This is a genomic window from uncultured Neptuniibacter sp., from assembly GCF_947498015.1.
GTDB lineage: Bacteria > Pseudomonadota > Gammaproteobacteria > Pseudomonadales > Balneatricaceae > Neptuniibacter.
The window spans coordinates 210,621-230,158 of the sequence record NZ_CANMIR010000005.1; the positions used below are offsets into that span (position 1 = coordinate 210,621).

17 protein-coding genes are annotated in these 19,538 nt (G+C 49.7%); 16 read left to right on the forward strand and 1 reads right to left on the reverse strand.

Features of this window, described 5'->3' with window-relative positions; genetic code table 11:
• The first annotated feature begins 11 nt into the window (after positions 1-11).
• The 6 genes from Q0882_RS08630 (at position 12) to Q0882_RS08655 (ending at position 7,734) form a co-directional block, all read left to right on the forward strand.
• On the forward strand, positions 12-458 hold the full coding sequence (locus Q0882_RS08630; protein WP_366915921.1) for a DUF1249 domain-containing protein: 447 nt from the start codon (positions 12-14) through the stop codon (positions 456-458).
• Positions 451-1,218, forward strand: coding sequence for a metallophosphoesterase (locus Q0882_RS08635; RefSeq protein ID WP_299180219.1), 768 nt, complete (start codon positions 451-453; stop codon positions 1,216-1,218). The genes Q0882_RS08630 and Q0882_RS08635 overlap by 8 nt, the downstream gene beginning before the upstream one ends.
• 60 nt (positions 1,219-1,278) lie before the next feature.
• Positions 1,279-1,890, forward strand: coding sequence for a YqiA/YcfP family alpha/beta fold hydrolase (locus Q0882_RS08640; RefSeq protein WP_299180222.1), 612 nt, complete (start codon positions 1,279-1,281; stop codon positions 1,888-1,890).
• A 69-nt stretch (positions 1,891-1,959) separates the two neighbouring features.
• Entirely contained in the window at positions 1,960-3,852 is a 1,893-nt protein-coding gene (gene parE / locus Q0882_RS08645; RefSeq protein WP_299180225.1) for a DNA topoisomerase IV subunit B, read from the forward strand.
• 54 nt (positions 3,853-3,906) lie between these two features.
• On the forward strand, positions 3,907-6,192 hold the full coding sequence (gene parC / locus Q0882_RS08650) for a DNA topoisomerase IV subunit A (RefSeq protein WP_299180228.1): 2,286 nt from the start codon (positions 3,907-3,909) through the stop codon (positions 6,190-6,192).
• A 306-nt stretch (positions 6,193-6,498) separates the two neighbouring features.
• Positions 6,499-7,734, forward strand: a complete 1,236-nt coding sequence (locus Q0882_RS08655; protein ID WP_299180231.1) for a diguanylate cyclase — start codon at positions 6,499-6,501, stop codon at positions 7,732-7,734.
• 10 nt (positions 7,735-7,744) lie between these two features.
• Here Q0882_RS08655 and Q0882_RS08660 read toward each other — a convergent pair whose 3' ends face one another.
• A complete protein-coding gene (locus tag Q0882_RS08660; protein WP_299180234.1) occupies positions 7,745-9,355 on the reverse strand; it encodes a hypothetical protein in 1,611 nt (536 codons plus the stop codon).
• A 141-nt stretch (positions 9,356-9,496) separates the two neighbouring features.
• Between Q0882_RS08660 and Q0882_RS08665 the strand changes: the two genes are divergently transcribed.
• From Q0882_RS08665 to Q0882_RS08710, 10 genes are all read left to right on the forward strand, one after another.
• Positions 9,497-10,753, forward strand: coding sequence for a glutamate-5-semialdehyde dehydrogenase (locus Q0882_RS08665; protein ID WP_299180237.1), 1,257 nt, complete (start codon positions 9,497-9,499; stop codon positions 10,751-10,753).
• Positions 10,754-10,766: 13 nt separating this feature from the next.
• Positions 10,767-11,417, forward strand: coding sequence for a nicotinate-nucleotide adenylyltransferase (gene nadD, locus Q0882_RS08670; protein ID WP_299180240.1), 651 nt, complete (start codon positions 10,767-10,769; stop codon positions 11,415-11,417).
• A 9-nt stretch (positions 11,418-11,426) separates the two neighbouring features.
• Positions 11,427-11,759, forward strand: a complete 333-nt coding sequence (gene rsfS / locus Q0882_RS08675) for a ribosome silencing factor (RefSeq protein WP_299180243.1) — start codon at positions 11,427-11,429, stop codon at positions 11,757-11,759.
• Between the two features lie 6 nt (positions 11,760-11,765).
• Positions 11,766-12,233 (forward strand): 23S rRNA (pseudouridine(1915)-N(3))-methyltransferase RlmH, encoded by a 468-nt coding sequence (rlmH, locus tag Q0882_RS08680; RefSeq protein ID WP_299180246.1) that lies wholly within the window; start codon positions 11,766-11,768, stop codon positions 12,231-12,233.
• Positions 12,234-12,248: 15 nt separating this feature from the next.
• On the forward strand, positions 12,249-14,147 hold the full coding sequence (mrdA, locus tag Q0882_RS08685; RefSeq protein WP_299180249.1) for a penicillin-binding protein 2: 1,899 nt from the start codon (positions 12,249-12,251) through the stop codon (positions 14,145-14,147).
• A complete protein-coding gene (gene rodA, locus Q0882_RS08690) occupies positions 14,144-15,286 on the forward strand; it encodes a rod shape-determining protein RodA (protein ID WP_299180252.1) in 1,143 nt (380 codons plus the stop codon). Before mrdA ends, rodA begins: the two co-directional genes overlap by 4 nt.
• Before the next feature lie 58 nt (positions 15,287-15,344).
• Positions 15,345-16,502 carry a lytic murein transglycosylase B gene (gene mltB, locus Q0882_RS08695; protein WP_299180255.1) on the forward strand — a complete coding sequence of 386 codons (1,158 nt, stop codon included), beginning with the start codon at positions 15,345-15,347 and terminating at the stop codon, positions 16,500-16,502.
• Between the two features lie 25 nt (positions 16,503-16,527).
• Entirely contained in the window at positions 16,528-17,358 is an 831-nt protein-coding gene (locus Q0882_RS08700) for a septal ring lytic transglycosylase RlpA family protein (RefSeq protein ID WP_299180256.1), read from the forward strand.
• A 111-nt stretch (positions 17,359-17,469) separates the two neighbouring features.
• Positions 17,470-18,585: a D-alanyl-D-alanine carboxypeptidase family protein gene (locus Q0882_RS08705; RefSeq protein WP_299180258.1), complete on the forward strand. Its 1,116-nt coding sequence runs from the start codon at positions 17,470-17,472 to the stop codon at positions 18,583-18,585.
• A gap of 79 nt (positions 18,586-18,664) precedes the next feature.
• A complete protein-coding gene (locus tag Q0882_RS08710; protein WP_299180260.1) occupies positions 18,665-19,519 on the forward strand; it encodes an aminotransferase class IV in 855 nt (284 codons plus the stop codon).
• The last annotated feature ends 19 nt before the right edge of the window (positions 19,520-19,538 follow it).

The window sequence follows — 19,538 nt, forward strand, 5'->3', positions numbered from 1 at the left end:
AAAACAGGTAGATGATGAAACGTAAATATATTCCAGATATCAGTCGGCAGATGGCGCAGTGCGAGGCAAATTACCTCCGCATCATGAAACTGTTGCCCGATCTGGATAGTTGTGACGAGCGTGAATTCCAGGTTAGCTGGCCGGAACATCAGGCTTATCTTCGTCTGAAAGTGGACGAGCGTTTCAAATACACATCGACGGTTGTGATTAGCCATAGTTATGAGAAAAGTTCCCCCTGGCTGGAAACGCCGGGGCTGGTGGTGCGTTTGTACCATGATGCGGCGATGGCTGAAGTGATCTGCATGCAGCGTCGTAAACAACTCTCAGGAGCTTACCCCTATCCGAACCGGCAGATGCATCTGCCTGATGAGAAAGTACAGCTCAATGAGTATCTCGGAGAGTGGCTAAGTGAGTGCCTTAACCACGGACATACCATGGAGACGGTTTTTAGTGGCTGAAGCCGATCTCCATCTGTTACAGGTGAGTGATATGCACCTGCAGGCATCACCTGAGAGTCTTCTACATGGAGTGAATGTAGAGCAGCGCTTCCTGCAAGTGCTGGAAAAGATCCGCCATGAGCAGGCTGATCTGTTGCTACTCACCGGTGATCTTTCGCACCATGCCCCCGAAGCTTATTCTCGTTTGTCCGAATACCTCGAACAACTCCCCTTTCCGAGTATCTGGATACCGGGAAATCATGACCTAAGTGGTGAGATGTACCGTTTTGCCGGTTGCGGATATGGTCAGAAAATGGTGGATAAGGGGCGTTGGCGTTTATTGATGTTGGACAGTACCGCTGACCCGGATGGGCACGGTGGTGGCGCGTTGTCGGAGCCTGAGCTTGAGTTTCTCCGTACTGAACTGGAGATGACGGATAAGGATCAGCATGTTCTCATTGTCTTGCATCATCATCCAGTGTCGGTGAACAGTGTCTGGCAGGACCGGATTATGCTCGCAAATGCTCCTCAGTTCTGGAGTGTTGTGGAACGTTATCCACAGGTCAAAGGGGTGGTTTTTGGTCATGTTCATCAGGCCTGGCAGATGCAGCGCGGTCAGGTCAGTCTATTTTCTGTGCCCGCTACAGCACGACAGTTCAAGGTCGGAACGGTTGAGTCTGAACGTGAGAGTGATCCTCGGCTGGATCGGCCCGCATATGCCCGCTATTGTTTGTCCTCCTCGGGCCAGATTGAGCAGAGTCTGATCAGAGTATCCCCTTAATCGGGCTGGCTATTGCACCGGGAGTTTCCCTCCGGTAAGTTCTTTCCCCAGAGGAAAATGATGAAATCACCACTATTTATCTATGTGCACGGATTTAATAGTTCGCCCCAATCAATGAAGGCGCAACTGTTTCTGCGTTATATGCAAAGCCAGGGGTGTGGCGATCAGGTTGAAATTCCTGACCTGTCACATTGGCCTGCTGAGGCGATGGCGCAGCTTAAAAAGCTAGTTGAAATAAACGCGGATCGGCCGGTAATTCTGCTCGGAAGTTCACTGGGAGGGTATTACAGTACCTGGCTGACTGAACACTATTCCAATGTTTCTACCGTATTAATTAATCCGTCTGTTCGACCGTTTGAATTATTGCCGCAATATCTTGGCCGCAATGAGAACTTATACAGTGGTGAATCTTACATGTTAACCGAGACTCATCTGGAACAGTTGTTGGCACTTCACTGTGAGAAGGTTGCACGTCCTGAGGCTTATCTGTTGCTAACACAGACCGGGGATGAAACACTGGATTACCGGGAGGCGGTTGAGAAATTTTCCGAGTCTCCGCAATTTATACAGCCAGGGGGGAGTCATGGGTTCGAACAGTTTGAAACCTTGATCCCATCAATTCTGGCGTTTGCGCAGGGGCAGATTAAGTTGCCACCGGCAACACCGATTTAGCAGGATTACTCCAAACACTCTTTTGTCACTCATAAGCTCTGATGAGTTAAGCGACAGGAAACGCGATTGATGTCAAAGCAATACAATGCTGATTCCATTGAAGTATTAAGTGGTCTGGAACCGGTAAAACGCCGTCCCGGGATGTACACCGAAACAGATCGCCCCAATCATCTGGCGCAGGAAGTTATTGATAACTCTGTTGATGAAGCGTTGGCGGGGCACGCCAAGCAGATCGATGTGGTTCTGAATAAGGACAATTCACTGAGCGTGACGGATGATGGTCGTGGTATGCCGGTGGATATCCACCCGGAGCAGGGGGTCAGCGGGGTTGAACTGATCCTGTGTAAACTCCATGCCGGAGGTAAGTTTAATAACGACAACTATAACTATTCCGGAGGGCTTCACGGAGTTGGGGTATCGGTTGTTAATGCGCTATCCAAACTACTGGAGGTGCAGGTTCGGCGTGACAGTCAGGTTTACAGAATTGGTTTTGCAGATGGTGAGAAGGTCTCTGATCTTGAAGTGATTGATACCTGTGGTAAGCGCAATACGGGTACAACTGTTCGTTTCCTGCCGGATCCGAGCTATTTTGATTCACCCAAGTTCAGTGTCTCCCGACTTAAGCATAACCTGCGGGCTAAAGCGGTATTGTGCCCGGGTCTGAAAATGACCTTTACTGATCTGACAGGTGCTAAAAGGGAGAAGGAGGAGTGGTACTACGAGGATGGTCTGGTGGACTACCTCAAAGGTACCACTCAGGTTTTCGAAGTCCTGCCAGCTGAACCGTTTTCCGGTTCCCTGCAGGGTGAGGAAGATGCCGTCGAGTGGGCTGTGCAGTGGCTCCCTGAAGGGGGAGAGATGACCTGCGAAAGCTACGTTAACCTGATTCCGACAGCGCAGGGTGGAACGCATGTGAATGGCTTGCGTACTGGACTGTTGGAGGCGATGCGGGAGTTTTGTGAGTTCCGGAATCTGCTACCGCGTGGAGTCAAACTGACCGGTGACGACGTTTGGGATAAATGCTGTTATGTCCTCTCGGCCAAGATGCAGGATCCTCAATTCGCGGGGCAGACCAAAGAGCGACTCTCCTCCCGTCAGATTGCTGCCTTTATCTCCGGAACGATCAAAGATGCCTTCTCTCTATGGTTAAACCGACACGTGGAAGAGGGAGAGCAACTGGCGGAGCTGGTGATCTCTACGGCTCAGAAACGGATGCGTTCCAATAAGAAAGTGGTGCGCAAAAAAGTTACGCAAGGGCCTGCGCTCCCAGGAAAACTGGCAGACTGTTCAGGCGGTGATGCGATGCAGTCGGAACTCTTTCTGGTGGAGGGGGATTCGGCAGGAGGCTCGGCTAAACAGGCCCGTGAACGTGAATTTCAGGCGATTATGCCGTTGCGCGGTAAGATCCTGAATACATGGGAGGTTGATTCCTCCGAAGTGCTTGGCTCACAAGAGATCCATGATATCTCAGTAGCGATAGGAGTGGAGCCCGCCTCAGATAATCTGGATGGGTTACGTTACGGTAAGATCTGTATTCTGGCGGATGCCGACTCGGATGGATTGCATATCGCCACGCTGTTATGTGCGCTTTTTGTCCGCCACTTTAAACCGCTGGTGTCTGCCGGCCATGTCTATGTTGCCATGCCCCCGCTCTATCGTATCGATGTGGCTAAAGAGGTTTACTATGCCCTGGATGATGCGGAGCGTGATGGCATTCTTGAGCGGATCAAAGCCGAACGTAAAAATGCCAAGGTGGGGGTGCAGCGATTTAAAGGCTTGGGTGAGATGAACCCGCTGCAACTACGCGAAACCACCATGTCGCCCGATACCCGGCGTTTGGTTCAGTTGATGGTTGAGCCGGGTGATGGCACCAATGAAGTGATGGATATGCTGCTGGCGAAAAAACGCTCGGCTGATCGTAAGCAATGGCTGGAAAGTAAAGGTAATCTGGCAGAGATCTAGCCAGCTAAGCCCAGCTCCGAAACAGATCAATAGATTGAGTGGTATAACGGAAATATGACGGTACAAACCACCTTTGAAGACGGCAATGAAAGGCTGTCACTAAAAGATTTTACTGAAAAAGCGTACCTGGATTACTCCATGTACGTCATTCTTGACCGTGCGCTACCCCATGTGGGGGACGGAATGAAGCCGGTTCAACGCCGTATTATCTATGCGATGTCTGAACTGGGATTAAAAGCGACGGCTAAGCACAAAAAATCAGCCCGTACAGTGGGTGATGTACTGGGTAAGTTCCATCCTCATGGAGACTCTGCCTGCTATGAAGCGATGGTGCTGATGGCGCAGCCCTTCAGTTATCGCTACCCATTGGTTGATGGGCAGGGAAACTGGGGTTCACCCGATGATCCTAAGTCGTTTGCCGCGATGCGTTACACTGAGTCTCGTCTGGCGCCTTATGCTGAGGTGTTACTCGCTGAGATCGCTCAGGGCACTGTTGACTGGGTTCCGAACTTTGACGGCACTATGCGGGAACCCTCTATCCTGCCGGCTCGTTTACCCAATGTGTTGTTGAACGGTACCACCGGTATCGCGGTGGGGATGGCGACAGATATCCTGCCACACAATCTCCGGGAGGTGGCTCAGGCTTGTGTTCACCTGTTAGATAACCCCCGAGCTGATCTGGATGAGCTGTGTGATATTGTTCCAGGTCCGGATATGCCGACGGATGCTGAGATTATTACCTCCCGTCGGGAGCTTAAAAAGATCTATGAAAGCGGTCGTGGCTCAGTTCGTATGCGTGCCGTCTATGTGAAAGAGCAGGGTGAAATCGTGATCACTGCGCTTCCGCATCAGGTTTCTGGCGCTAAAATTCTGGAGCAGATTGCGGCACAGATGCAGCAGAAGAAGTTGCCGATGGTGAGTGATCTGCGAGATGAATCGGATCATGAAAATCCTACGCGGCTGGTCATTATTCCGCGTTCTAACCGGGTGGATATCGAACAGCTGATGGCGCACCTGTTTGCCTCTACCGACCTTGAACGTACCTATCGCGTCAATATGAATATGATTGGCGTTGATGGTAAGCCACAGGTTAAAAATCTGCGCCAGATACTGGTTGAGTGGCTTGGCTGGCGAACCGGTGTTGTCCGTAAGCGCCTGCAGCATCGTTTAGAGAAAGTGCTGGATCGATTACACATCCTTGAAGGCTTGATGGTGGCCTACCTCAATATTGATGAGGTGATTGCTATTATCCGCCACGAGGAAGATCCAAAAGCGGAGCTGGTTAAGCGCTTTGGGCTGACGGAGGTTCAGGCAGACGCCATACTGGATCTGAAACTGCGCCATCTGGCAAAGCTGGAAGAGTTTAAGATCCAGTCGGAGCAGAACGAACTGGATGAAGAGCGTAAAAAACTGGAAGGGATTTTGGGCTCTGACGCGAAGATGCGTAAGCTGATTAAACAGGAGATCAAGGATGCCGCTGAAAAGTATGGAGATGAGCGACGCTCACCCATCGTTGAGCGTGAGGAAGCCCAGGCCTTTAGTGAGAAGGACCTGCTCTCCTCTGATCCTGTGACGGTAGTGATCTCCAAGCAGGGATGGATCCGTGCTGCGAAAGGGCACGATATCGATGCGGCCGGATTAAACTACAAATCCGGTGATGCCTTCAAGCTCGCCTGCAAAGGGCGCACGAATCAGCCGACAATCCTGCTGGATACGACCGGACGAAGTTTTACTCTGGATACACATAATCTGCCTTCTGCCCGTGGTCAGGGTGAACCTGTCACGGGGCGTATTACGTTGCCAAAGGGATCTACAATCGATGCTGCAGTGGCTGGCAAAGAGAGTGATCGGGTACTGATGGCGTCAGATGCTGGCTATGGTTTTGTGACTAAACTGAGTGATCTGACCAGTAAAACGAAAAACGGCAAGGCAGCATTAACTCTGCCAAAAAATGCCCGTATCCTGCCTCCTCTACTGATTCAGTCCATGGAAACCGACCTGCTGGCGGCGGTTACCAATGAGGGGCGCCTGTTGGTGTTCCCGGTGGCTGACCTGCCGGAGCTGGCACGGGGTAAAGGGAATAAAATCATCAATATTCCTTCAGCTAGGGCTGCTTCCCGAGATGAGCTGGTGATCGCTATTGCAACATTGAGTGCTAACGATACCTTGATGGTGCATGCTGGGCGTCAGCATTTGAAATTGAAGCCGGCTGATATTGAGCACTATCGAGGGGAGCGCGGAAGGCGAGGGAATAAACTACCTCGCGGATATCAGCGAGTTGATGCTCTTGAGGTGAGTACTAAGCCGACTTCCGAAGAGGTAACGTCGATCGAGAGTTAATCGTTCTCACAGGGGCTTTCGTTCCGGAGGCCCCTTTTTTTGATGTTCGCCCACCCCTATCCACTGATTATTCCTGCCAAACTTATAGATTTAAACAGAATTGGCTTTTGTGATTGCCCAGTGGATGTTTGTTTTTTAATATTTTTCAAAAATTAACTCATTGTTTCTAAAGCTGTTTTTTTATGAATATTGCTGTGTATCAGTTAACCGTAAGAAAGTTGTGGCTACTCGATTGAATGCGACTTCAAACAGACGGTATGATCTTGTGCACTTTTTATACATTCACTTATTGAGGTTGTCAGCGTCATGGATGGACGTTTGGTTCGCAAACGGTATGGACGACGAATTGCGTTTTTAGCGACTACTCTATTGGCTGGTATCCTGTTGATGGGGTGCTTTCTGCTCTACCTTTCGATGGAAACACGCCAGACCTGGAATGATTACAGTATTCATTCTGAAGGAAGAACCACGGCGCTCTCAGAGCTACATCGCGCGGTGGGTTACGGTGGTTTCATCCATAATTTCAAGAACTACGTCCTTCGTAAAGATAGCGAACTACTGTCACGTTTGAGTCAGGATATTGAGAGAATCGATGCCGCACTGTTGCGTTACTCAAAACTGCCTCTGTCATCGGTTGAGAAGCGATCACTGGCGATCATCTCGGATGGTCTGGATCAGTATCGGGCCAATCTGACGATCGCTGAAAAGGCGATCAGGGTAGGTCTAAGTAGCGGGGAGATCGATCGCCAAGTCAGGGTGAATGATGAAGCTGCGCTTCAGGCATTCCGGGCCTTGCAACAGGAAGCTTATCGATATAACTACAGCATTAGTAGTGAGATGAACCAGCGGATCGCAGGGCTGATTAATGCGCTACTTTTAGGTTTGCTGTCGATGCCCTTTGTGATCATGGCTGCTTATCATTATCACAGTGTTATTGGACGCTTTATCTCCCTAAGGCAGGAGAAGCATGAGGTTGAGCAGGCGCTGGAGAGTAAGTCTGCTCAGGTTGCATTGGCTGAAGAAAATCACCTGCGTATGGCATATGAGGCGCACCATTGTGAACTGACTCAGGTGGCTAATCGAAAAGCCTTTATGAAAAATGGTCAGCGACTCTTAGATGAAGCGGTACAGGAGGGGCGATCCCTGTCAGTGCTGTTTGTTGATGTCGATGATTTTAAAGCGATCAATGATAATTATGGTCATGAGGTGGGTGATCGGGTACTTGTGGAGGTCGCCAAGCGTCTGACCGTCGTGCTTCGTGAGGGTGATTTTGTGGCTCGTATTGGCGGTGATGAGTTCGCTGTGATGATCAGGTGCGGTGAGAGTTGGCCAGATGCTCAACGCTTAGCTGAACGGCTGCTGGAAGAGTTGAACGAAGATTATAATCATATCGTCGATGGTTTAAGTGTGAGCTGCTCAGTAGGCGGTGCTTACTGCCCCGATGAGGGTATTGAAATTGATCAGTTAATCCGGGTGGCGGATGAGCGTATGTACTGTGTGAAAAAAAGCGGTAAGAACGGAGTTTTCCTGCAGGAGGCCTGAATTCAGGCTGCTATTTTTTAAAGATCTTAGTCAGCAGGTGGTTAGCTTGTTTTTGCAGCAGTGTTTGATGCTTGGGAGTCACTTTTAGCAGCAGCACTTTATCTTCATCTTCACGCCGGATGTCGGCACCCTTCAGCATCGCTTCTTTCAATAGGGGAGCTTCTGTCAGGGCAGTATGACTGATCAGTTCATTACTATGTGTGGTTCGGGTCAGGAAATGAGCCTCCTCTTTAACCAGGTCGTACTTGTTATGATGTCCTCTCGCGAGGGACATCTGCAAACTCAGGACCGGCTGAAATCCTTTGATGCGGGAGTGGTTAAAGCCTTTGTAGAGCAGTGAGAACAGCATCGCTGCACATAGCGCATTGGTTCCATGAGAGTCATGATCATCATGCAGCTCAAAGCGGAGCAAAATATCATGATTATCCAGCTGTTCGGCTTCCCCGTTATAGATTCTTGCCACCTGCTTGGCCAGATAGTGATACACGTTCAGCAGAGTGGCCTTGTCATCGGCAGACATATTGTCCGAGCTGGCCGTGGTACTGTCGATATAAAACAGATAGATCGCTTCTTGAGGAGGCAGAATCAGTTCAAGTTCATGCTCAAATGAGTACAGGTCCAGTTGTACCTCCTCTCTTTCGGCCTGCTCCCTGAACAGTGGGTTCTCGGTTTTGGGTGCGTAGGGTGCTTCTTTTGGAGCCCTGGTCGACTCTGTATCCGTAAAAACTAGGGTTTCGGCGTTGAGTTCAGCGGATGGTTCCAGATCCTCAGGGTGATGTTCGAATTTAGGCATCTGGGGGCTTGTATCATGTGCAGGCTTGAGCAGATCAACCAGCTCTTCTGTGTGGTATTGATCTTCAGCTTTCCCTTTCTGCTGCTTATCGACGCTCTCTGGTTGAGGTGATGCCTGGCGCTCCTGAAGTGTTTGTGCACAGGGAGCTTGGTCAGGTGGTGTTGCTTCTGTTGTGCCCTCAGCGAGGGGCTCAGCATGCACAGGTCTTTCTTGCAGCGTTGATGGAGTAGATTGCTGTGCGGACTGAAACGCAAGAGTCTCTTCAAAATTCAGTTCATAGCCCGACTCCTGTTCATCTTCTTTAGACCCAGAGGTTGTTTGCTCTTCTGGCATTCGGTTTAAGAGCCAGTAGAGCAGGGTCAGAGCAAACGTGATGGTTGCCAGAAAAATGATGGTGAGAGGCCATAACTGTTGTGTGAGCATCTGATGAATCGGGACAGTGTTGAGCCATAAAGTGACACTGCCGATCGCTCTGTCCTGTTGGAACAGCTGCTGTTCTATCTTCAGGGGTGTGGAACTGCCTGCCCGGGCAATCACAATCCTGTTGTCATCCTGAACCTGTAGCCCTTTGATGTAGCTGATACCTTCCAGCTCATTCAGCAGGTAATTCAGACTGACCCGATCCTCTGACAGCAGCAGTGGGCGGATCAGTAGTGTACTTTGGCTGCTGAGGCTTTCACCCAGTTTGAGGGTCTCATTCTCTGCCTGACGTGAACTGGCAAAAAACAGATACAGTGCGCTGATCATAAAGCCTGAAAGCAGGATAACCCCAAGGATAAATACCAGGTTATGTCTACGGTAGAGGCGATTGTTGGAAGAGTCAGTCACGGATGTTTATCAGCTCAATTTGGGATGCAGGTGCAGATAATAACAGCTCATCCCATCTAGGGTGAATATCAATTACATTAGAGGTATGACCGGACTGCTGCTGACGTTATAATAAGCGGCTTATCGATAGGAAGGACGGCTATGAACGTACAAGAATATATGATCGAACTGGGTGAGCAGGCGCGAGACGCTGCACGTTTAGTCGCAAAAGCAGATACTAACCTGAAAAATCAGGCGTTGCTGGCAATGGCTGATGCTATCGATAGCAGCCGACCGGCATTGAAGGATGCAAACGCTAAAGATCTTGAAAATGGCCGTCAGAATGGATTGGACGATGCAATGCTGGATCGCCTGGAGCTGACAGATGAGCGTATCGATACCATGATTGAAGGCTTACGTCAGGTGGCGTCACTGCCAGATCCTGTGGGTGCCATTAATGACCTGAAATACCTGCCAAGTGGGATTCAGGTGGGTAAGATGCGTGTGCCGCTAGGTGTCATTGGCATCATCTATGAGTCACGTCCAAATGTTACCGTAGAGGCTGCTAGTCTCTGCCTGAAGTCAGGTAATGCCACAATCCTGCGTGGTGGTTCTGAAGCGATTAACTCCAATCAGGCAGTTGCTGCATGCATTAAACAGGGGCTGGCTGCGGCTGGATTACCTGAAACTGCTGTGCAGGTGGTAGAGACAACCGATCGCGAGGCTGTAGGCCAGTTGATCACCATGCCTGAATACGTCGATGTTATTGTCCCTCGTGGCGGCAAAGGGTTGATTGAACGAATCAGCCGTGATGCCAAAGTGACGGTGATTAAGCACCTTGATGGGATCTGTCATGTGTATATTGACGATCAGGCTGATAAAGGTAAGGCTGTCAATGTCTCTCTGAATGCTAAAACGCATCGTTACGGTACCTGTAATACGATGGAAACGTTGTTGGTTCATTCCAATATCGCAGCAGAAGTCCTACCTGAACTGGCGGAACGTTATCAGGCCGTTGGCGTTGAACTGCGCGGTTGTGAACGAACGCTGGCGTTGCTGCCTTTCATTAATGCAGCGACAGAAGAGGATTGGGCAACTGAATATCTGGCACCGATTTTGTCTGTGAAACTGGTGGATAGTATGGATGAAGCGATTCGTCATATTAACCGCTATGGATCACATCACACAGATTCAATCATCACTGAGAATTACACCAAATCACGTTCATTCCTGAGGGAGGTGGATTCCAGCTCTGTGATGGTCAATGCATCTACCCGTTTCGCTGATGGCTTTGAATATGGATTAGGTGCTGAGATCGGGATCTCAACCGATAAAATCCATGCGCGCGGCCCAGTGGGACTGGATGGACTGACCTCAGAGAAATATGTTGTGCTGGGTGACGGTCATATCCGCCAATAAGGCTGAACGATAGATGCAGTCTGATGCGTTTGTGTTTATGGGGGGGACATTTGATCCCATCCATAACGGTCACCTGAGAACAGCACTGGAAATTCGTCAGTGGATGGGCGTTGAGCAGGTCTGCCTGATTCCATCAAAAACACCTGTGCACCGGGCGGAGCCCGGGCGCACGTCTGAACAGCGTTTTGAGATGGTCCGGCTCGCAGTGGCTGGTGAAAACGAGCTCTGCGCGGATGACCGGGAGATCAGCTCAGTAAAAGCGTCATATTCCCTTTACACCCTGCAATCGCTCCGTCAGGAGATGGGAGCAGACAGGCCGATCTGTATGGTGATGGGGATGGATTCATATCAGACGTTAACACAGTGGTATGAGTGGGAGCGATTTACCGATTACGCCCATCTGATTGTTGTGAAGCGTCCAGGTTATGAACAGCCAAAAGATCAACTGTTAACCCAATTTACCAACCAGCATAAGGTGGAATGCCTGGCAGAGGTATTATCACAACCTGCTGGAAAGGTACTGTTCCACGAGCTAACGCCTCTGGGAATCTCTGCAACCCAGATCAGGGAGACGATTGCTCGGGGAGAATCACCCCGATATCTGTTTCCTGATGCGGTATGGCAATATATACAAGATAACCGTTTATACGGTTTAACTAACTGAAGCGAACACATGCAAACTGAAAAAGTATTAGAACTGGTGCACACCGCACTGGAAGATATGAAGGCTAAAGAGATCGTCGACCTGGATGTTAAAGGTCGTTCAACAGTCACTGACTATATGGTCATCGCCAGCGGTACATCAAAACGCCATGTTGCTGCGGTGGCTGAAGAGGTGATTGTTAAGGTGAAGGAAGCTGGTTTAATGCCTTTAGGGGCTGAAGGGCAGGCTGCTAATGATTGGGTTTTGGTCGATCTGGGGGATGTGGTAGTGCATGTCATGATGCCAGATGCCCGCTCTTTCTATGACCTTGAGCGCCTCTGGGGCGTTGAAGCGGATGCCTGATCTGGTATGAAGATCAGAATTATTGCCGTCGGCGGTAAAATGCCCTCATGGGTCAATGAGGGCTACAACGAATACGTCAAACGCCTGCCGGCTGATTTCCAGATTGAGATGGTTGAAATTCCTCTGGGGCATCGTGGCAAAAGTAGCGATCTCGCACGGGCTAAAAAACAGGAAGGTGACCAGATGTTGGCTGCCATCCCTAAGGGCGATCGGATTATCGCCCTGGAAGTGCTAGGCAAAAACTGGTCGACTGAAAAACTCGCCGCTCAGGTTGAAGATTGGCGGATGGATGGTCGTAATATCAGTCTGCTGATCGGCGGGCCCGACGGTTTGGATCCGCGTTGCTCCTCGCAGGCGGATCAGAAATGGTCACTTTCTGCACTCACTCTCCCGCACCCACTGGTACGAGTACTGCTGGCTGAGCAACTTTATCGAGCCTGGACTGTCATTCAGGGACACCCTTACCACAAGTAGAAGAACCAGTTTGCTATGGCTGCTGAACGGTTAAAAGATCATTCGAGAGAGAGTCGCACCTTTACTGCACGTGCGCTACTTGCGTTTGTAATTGTCGTGGTGCTGTTGGGAGTCCTGTTGGGGCGTCTCTATTACCTACAGGTAGTGGAATATGACCGCTATGTAGCGATGTCAGAAGATAACCGTGTACAGCTGCAGCCGGTCCCGCCCACGCGTGGGCTGATCTACGACCGTAATGGTGTTCTGCTCGCCGATAACCGCCCCAGCTACAGTGTGACCATCCTTAAAGAGGAAGTTAAGGATCTGGATAAGACCCTTGCTGATCTGAGAAAGCTGATCCCTATTAGTGATCGTGAGATCGAGCGCTTTGAGAAGCGTTTGCGTCAGCGTCGCCGCTCTTTCGAATCTGTCCCGGTTCGGTTCCGCCTGTCGGAGGAGGAGATTGCCAAAATATCGGTAAATTATCACCGCCTTCCGGGGGTCAGAGTTGAGGCTGAGCTGATTCGTTACTACCCCTATGGGGAATCATTGGTACATGCGATGGGGTATGTGGGTCGAATCAATGAGAAGGAGTTGAAAGCGGTTGATGAAACCAACTATGCGGCGACTCACTACATCGGCAAGCTCGGTATCGAGAAATTTTATGAGGATCAGTTGCACGGCGAAGTTGGCTTTCAGAAAGTTGAGACCAATGCCCGGGGCCGAGTCATGAGGGTACTGGAGCGCACTGATCCAAAACCCGGAAGTGATCTGATGCTTCATCTGGATCTTCGCCTGCAGCAGATAACTGAAAAACTGCTGGAGGGTCGTAGGGCCTCAGTGGTTGCGATTGATCCCAAATCAGGCGGGATCCTGACGATGGTTTCTACACCTGCCTATGATCCCAATATGTTTGTAACGGGTATCTCATCGAAAAATTATAATGCACTACGAGAATCCAGTGATCTGCCGCTGTTTAACCGTGCGATACGCGGGCGTTACCCACCCGGATCGACGGTAAAACCGATCATCGCACTCTCTGCGATCGATTCCGGAGCGGTCACTCCTGGCTATACCATCTTTGATCCGGGCTTCTATACCCTGACGCATGGAGGCAGGAAATATCGAGATTGGAAACGGGGAGGTCATGGGAAGGTTGATATGTACGATTCCCTGGCTCAATCTTGTGACGTTTGGTACTACAGTGTGGCCCATAAGATGGGGGTGGATCCGATGTCGGATTACCTGGGGCGTTTCGGCTTTGGATCGGTAACCAGTCTTGATCTACCGGAAGCTCTGGGCGCTATTTTGCCCTCTAAAGAGTGGAAAAAGCAGGCCCGCAAAGCATCATGGTATACCGGTGACTCTCTGAACCTGAGTATCGGACAGGGATTTCTGGTGGCGACCCCGTTGCAACTGGCGACAGCCACGGCTGTGATTGCCAATCGGGGAAAATGGGCGGTCCCAAGAATGTTAAAAGGGGTTCAGACTGTTGATGAGATGGGCGAAATCTCAATTGATATGCCCGACATCTCAGGTATCAAGCTGCCTCCTGAAGATGTTGCACTCAATAATGAAAAACATTGGGATGACATCATTCATGGAATGCGTGAGGTGATGCACGGGGAGAGAGGTACCGCACGACGCGCTGGGGCTAACTCAGCTTATGAGATCGCTGGGAAAACCGGAACCGCTCAGGTTGTCGGGATTAAACAGGATGAGAAGTATGATGCTGAAAAGCTGGCTGAGATCCATCGTGACCACGCCCTCTTTGTTGCATTTGCTCCCATTGACGATCCGCAGATCGCTATAGCGGTTATTGTTGAAAATGGTGGCGGTGGATCATCGACCGCCGCACCTATTGCCCGGAAGGTGATGGATGCTTACCTTTTAGGGATTGATCCGATACAGGAGAGTGAGGGCAGTGCCGAATGATGGGGCGTGAATTTCAACGTTATATGCCAGAAGCGCATGATCACCTGCGCCAGCGCCCCAGCTTGTGGAGTTATACTCACCTTGATGGTTGGCTACTGTTCCTTCTGATTCTGCTTTGCGGGTTTGGCTTGTTTGTCCTTTACAGTGCATCCGGACAGGATATGGGCTATGTGACCCGACAAGCGATCCGTATGGGTGCGGGTTTTGTCGTCATGATATTTCTTGCACAGCTGACGCCGCGCTTTTTAGGTCGCTGGGCTCCCTGGCTCTATGTGATAGGGGTGGGGTTGCTGGTCGGGGTGCTGCTATTTGGCGTTGGGGCAAAAGGGGCACAGCGATGGATCGCTTTACCGGGATTCCGCTTTCAGCCATCTGAAATTATGAAGCTCGTCCTCCCTTTGACGGTGGCATTCTATCTGGCTCATCGCCCTCTGCCGCCGGGCTTTAAGCATATTATTATCAGTTTGGTTTTGATCGGTATGCCGACGGTCATGATCATGAAACAGCCAGACCTGGGCACCTCGCTGTTAATCGCTGCATCAGGGGTGTTTGTGCTGCTGTTATCAGGCATCTTGTGGCGTTATATCCTGACAGCATTTGGCTTGGCTGCTGCTGCACTGCCCGGGCTTTGGGCGGTGATGAAAGACTATCAGAAGCAGCGGGTGTTAACCTTTCTTGATCCCGAAAGTGATCCGCTGGGTTCCGGTTGGAACATTATCCAGTCAAAAACAGCGATCGGTTCCGGGGGCGTTTCCGGTAAAGGCTGGCTGAGTGGCACTCAATCTCAGCTGGATTTTCTTCCGGAATCCCATACCGATTTTATTATTGCAGTCGTCGCTGAAGAACTTGGTCTGATCGGTGTGATGTTCCTTCTGACAATCTATCTGCTGATTATTGCCCGGGGCTTGGTGATCGCAGCGCGTGCACCCGATAGTTTTGGTCGTTTGTTGGCGGGTAGTCTGATCTTAACGTTCTTTGTCTATGTATTTGTTAATATCGGTATGGTGAGTGGACTTTTACCGGTAGTGGGTGTGCCTCTGCCTCTGGTGAGTTATGGCGGTACATCGATTGTGACACTGATGGCTGGGTTTGGCATGATCATGTCGGTCCACAGCTATCGAACGATGTTGTTAAAGTAGTTTTTGACTCAATTATTCCGGTGTTATGCGAGTATTTGCCGGTTATTAGGGAATTGTTATGGCTAGAGTGATGAGCAGGAAATTAGGGATAGATAGAACGAGCGGTAAACGGTTACTGGTGCCGCTGTTGGTTACAGCGGGTTTATTGCTAACCGGTTGTAGTGCGATAGCGGATAAAAATAGTGATCAGGCAAAATCTTCTGCGTCTGTGAGTAAGTCGAAACGTATGTCTCAGGAGGAGCTTTTGGCCTCGGTGCGTGGAGGGTCCTATCTGGATTACCCTCAAGCGGCTCAGTTTATCGCTGAGATGAAAGCTGAAGGCTTCGATGAGAGCTATCTGCGCAAGGTGTTAGGAGAGGCAAAACGTCAGACCTCAATTCTAAAGGCTATCTCAAGGCCGGCGGAGCGCAGCCTGAACTGGGGTGAATATCGTAATATCTTTATTGAGCCCAAGCGGATCAGTCAGGGTGTTAAATTCTGGAAAGAGAACCGGGATAGCTTACTCAATGCCGAGGCTAAGTACGGCGTTCCTGCTGAAATTATTGTAGCGATCATCGGTGTTGAGACTCGCTATGGACGTATTACCGGGAGTTACCGTGTTGTAGATGCGTTGGCGACACTGGGGTTTGACTATCCGCGTCGTAGTGCTTTCTTTTTGGGTCAGTTAAAAGAGTATCTGCATCTGGTACAGGAAGAGAAACTGGATTTTACTGCTTTGAAGGGTTCCTACGCGGGTGCTATGGGGTATGGGCAGTTTATTCCATCCAGTTACCGTAACTTTGCTGTCGATTTTGATCTGGATGGCCAGCGGGATATCTGGAGTAATAAAACGGATGCTATTGGCAGTGTTGCGAACTACTTTGCGGAGCATCACTGGAAGAGTGGAGAGCCGGTCATCAGCCCTGTGAACTTTGCAAAGGAAGCTGATGACAGCTGGTTTAGTGTGGGACGTAAAGGGCTAATTCCGAAAGTAACATTGGCTGAATGGCGGGAACGTGGTGTGACGCCAGAACTGACACTGTCCGATGAGGGAAAAGCGATTCTGATGCGTCTTACAATCGGGGAAGATCAGCAATACTGGCTGGGTTTGCATAACTTCTATGTTATTACCCGTTATAACCATAGTAAGCTCTATGCGATGGCGGTTTACCGGTTAAGTGAGCAGATTAAGTCAGCGTACGAACAGAGCCTCGTTAAAACAGACGTAACTCATTAACTTAAGAAACAGGACATACCGAAACATGTTCCGATATCTGATAGTTATTCTTATCTCTGTGCTTGTGGTGGGTTGCTCTTCTACAGGGAGTAATAGTGGACGCTATTCGATGCGTCATGATAAGGCGCCTGACCAGCCGGTGGATGTTTCCCATGTTAAAGATGCTGTACCACGGGTAGAGCCTAAGAGCAGAGGTGGGAATAAAAGTCCCTACACGGTTTTGGGTAAACAGTACTATGTGATGCCCCACGCATTGGGGTATACAGAAACGGGAACCGCATCCTGGTATGGTCGTAAATTTCATGGGCACAAAACCTCTAATGGTGAAGTCTATGATATGTATAAGATGTCGGCGGCCCATAAAGCATTGCCTTTACCCACCTACTTAAAAGTCACTAATCTGGCGAACAATCGCCAAGTGATTGTCCGGGTGAATGATCGCGGGCCATTTCATGGAAACCGATTGATCGATCTCTCTTATGCGGCCGCTTCAAAACTCGGCATGCTTAAAAAAGGCACAGCCCACGTGCGGTTGGAGGCGATAGATCCGCGTGCTTGGCAGCGTTCCGATCAGGTAGTAGCCGTCAAGCCGGCAGGTACACCAACGGTGAGTGTTGAGGGCCGGTATCTTCAGGTGGGAGCCTACTCAAGCAGAGCTTCAGCTGAAAGGGTAGAGGGAAAGTTACGTCAGCAGCTAACTGATTTAGCCGTTATAATTCGCCCTTTGACAACAAATAGTGGTGTTTTGCACCGGGTACAGGTTGGTCCGCTTCTCAGCTCAACGTCATTGTCTGATCTGGTAACCCAGATTGAACAGCTAGGCTTTGTAACTCCTCGGGTTGTGGACTTCCCCTAAGTGCTTAAGTAGAGTTGTTGGCGGCGCTAAGTGGATTTAATGAAACTCATTAACTGAATATGGAAAACAATGTTGAATAAGGCTTCAAAGTTATTATCAGTTCTTTTTTTGATGCTATTTACTCTGCAGTCGCAGGCGGTAACCCGTTTGATTCCGGCTGAGCCACAGATAGCAGCGACTGCGTATCTGGTCATGGATGCAGATACCGGTAAGATCATTGCAGCAAAAAATGAAAATGAGCAGTTTGCGCCCGCCAGTCTGACGAAAATGATGACGGCTTACATTCTCGAGTATGAGCTGAATAAAGGGAATGTTGGTGAAGATGATCTGGTTCTGGTCAGCGAAAAAGCATGGAGAACACAAGGTTCCCGCATGTTTATTCGCGAAGGTACGCAGGTGCGTCTGGGCGATCTGATGAAGGGGATCATCATTCAGTCAGGCAATGATGCATCTGTCGCAGCTGCGGAGCATATTGCCGGCAGTGAAGCGGCTTTTGCGGATCTGATGAATCAGCATTCCCGTCTGTTGGGGATGAAAAATACCCACTTTATGAACGCAACCGGATTGCCAGCCAAGGAGCATTACTCCTCAGCATATGATCTGGCTATTCTGGCAAAAGCGATTATTCAGGACTTTCCTCAGAACTATCCGATCTATTCGGAGAAGTACTTTACCTACAACAAGATCCGTCAGCCAAACCGTAACAAGTTGCTCTGGCGTGATAAGACCGTAGATGGTCTGAAAACAGGCTACACCGAAGCGGCAGGTTACTGTCTGGTAGCCTCCGCTAAACGTGATGGTATGCGCCTGATCACGGTTGTGCTTGGAACTAAAAATGTCGAGGCGCGCGCGCGTGAAAGCCAGAAGTTGCTCTCATATGCATTCCGCTACTATCGTACGCATAAACTGTATGAGCGGAATGTTGTTCTGAATACAACTAAAGTCTGGTCAGGTATGAGTGATCAGCTACGTCTGGGTATCGATGAAACGCTATCAGTAACGATCCCTCGCGGTCAGGCGGATAAACTTCAGGCTATAATGGACGTAAACCGGGTGATCAAAGCGCCTATCGAGAAAGGTGATACGCTGGGTCAGGTTCGAGTGTCTCTGGATGGTGATGTTGTTAAAGAGATTCCGCTGGTTGCACTTGATGCGATCCCAGAAGCTGGATTTATCAAGCGTATCTGGCATGCCATTCTACTGTTTTTTACCAGTTTGATCGGTTAATCGTCTGTTTCACAGACTTTAAATTCGCAGGGATGCCCACATCTAAAGCATTAGATGTGGGCATTTACGTTTTGGTGTTATGAACATAGTCTATCTTAACGGTCAGTTTATACCTGAAGAGGAAGCCAAAATCTCTGTCTTTGACAGAGGCTTTCTGTTTGGGGATAGCGTCTATGAAGTGATTCCATATTACCGTGGTGTTGGCTTTCGGTTGGAGGAGCATATAGAGCGACTGGGTCATAGTCTGCGTGCGGTTAGAATAAAGAATGAGTGTAACTGGCACGCAATCATGGATCAGCTTGTTGAGCAGAACGGAGGGGGAAATCTGTCCGTCTATCTACAGGTGACCAGAGGAAGTGCAGGTAAGCGCAGCCATGCGTATGATAATAGCCTTGAACCTACAGTATTTGCCTGTTGCTCTCCCATAAAGGATATCTGGCAAGCGGGTGCAGATGAGATTACTCCCCTAAGGGCGATAGTGACTGAGGATCTCCGTTGGCACCGTTGTGATATCAAATCGACCTGCTTGCTACCGAATATACTGGTACTGCAGCAGGCTAAAGATGAAGGGGTTGAGGAAGCTCTATTCTCTCGTGATGACAAACTTACAGAGGGTTCTGCCTGTAATCTGTTTCTGGTTAAAAGAGGGGTTTTATTTACCCCGAAACGGAGCTCAGAGATTCTGGGTGGTATCACCCGTGAGTTGATATTGGAATTGGCTGATGAGCACGCGATCCAGTATCAGGAGATCGACATCGATTATGAACGGATGCTGGCAGCTGATGAGGTCTGGGTGTCGAGTTCGACACGTGGCATTATTCCGGTAGTCGAAGTCGATGGCCACCCGATTGGAGATGGCAATAAAGGGCCTGTATGGCAGAAAATGTTTGAGCTCTTTACGGAATTTCAACGTAAATTGATGACAGGTCAGTAACCACTTACTTTTGTTAAAG

Excerpts from the sequence above, each read along its gene's own strand:
- Q0882_RS08705 (WP_299180258.1), top strand. The coding sequence starts at position 17,470 with ATGCTATTTACTCTGCAGTCGCAGGCGGTAACCCGTTTGATTCCGGCT.
- rlmH (WP_299180246.1), top strand. The coding sequence starts at position 11,766 with ATGAAGATCAGAATTATTGCCGTCGGCGGTAAAATGCCCTCATGGGTC.
- Q0882_RS08630 (WP_366915921.1), top strand. The coding sequence starts at position 12 with ATGATGAAACGTAAATATATTCCAGATATCAGTCGGCAGATGGCGCAG.
- rodA (WP_299180252.1), top strand. The coding sequence starts at position 14,144 with ATGATGGGGCGTGAATTTCAACGTTATATGCCAGAAGCGCATGATCAC.
- Q0882_RS08640 (WP_299180222.1), top strand. The coding sequence starts at position 1,279 with ATGAAATCACCACTATTTATCTATGTGCACGGATTTAATAGTTCGCCC.
- Q0882_RS08655 (WP_299180231.1), top strand. The coding sequence starts at position 6,499 with ATGGATGGACGTTTGGTTCGCAAACGGTATGGACGACGAATTGCGTTT.
- mrdA (WP_299180249.1), top strand. The coding sequence starts at position 12,249 with ATGGCTGCTGAACGGTTAAAAGATCATTCGAGAGAGAGTCGCACCTTT.
- Q0882_RS08665 (WP_299180237.1), top strand. The coding sequence starts at position 9,497 with ATGAACGTACAAGAATATATGATCGAACTGGGTGAGCAGGCGCGAGAC.
- Q0882_RS08700 (WP_299180256.1), top strand. The coding sequence starts at position 16,528 with ATGTTCCGATATCTGATAGTTATTCTTATCTCTGTGCTTGTGGTGGGT.
- mltB (WP_299180255.1), top strand. The coding sequence starts at position 15,345 with ATGGCTAGAGTGATGAGCAGGAAATTAGGGATAGATAGAACGAGCGGT.
- Q0882_RS08710 (WP_299180260.1), top strand. The coding sequence starts at position 18,665 with ATGAACATAGTCTATCTTAACGGTCAGTTTATACCTGAAGAGGAAGCC.
- rsfS (WP_299180243.1), top strand. The coding sequence starts at position 11,427 with ATGCAAACTGAAAAAGTATTAGAACTGGTGCACACCGCACTGGAAGAT.
- parE (WP_299180225.1), top strand. The coding sequence starts at position 1,960 with ATGTCAAAGCAATACAATGCTGATTCCATTGAAGTATTAAGTGGTCTG.
- parC (WP_299180228.1), top strand. The coding sequence starts at position 3,907 with ATGACGGTACAAACCACCTTTGAAGACGGCAATGAAAGGCTGTCACTA.
- nadD (WP_299180240.1), top strand. The coding sequence starts at position 10,767 with ATGCAGTCTGATGCGTTTGTGTTTATGGGGGGGACATTTGATCCCATC.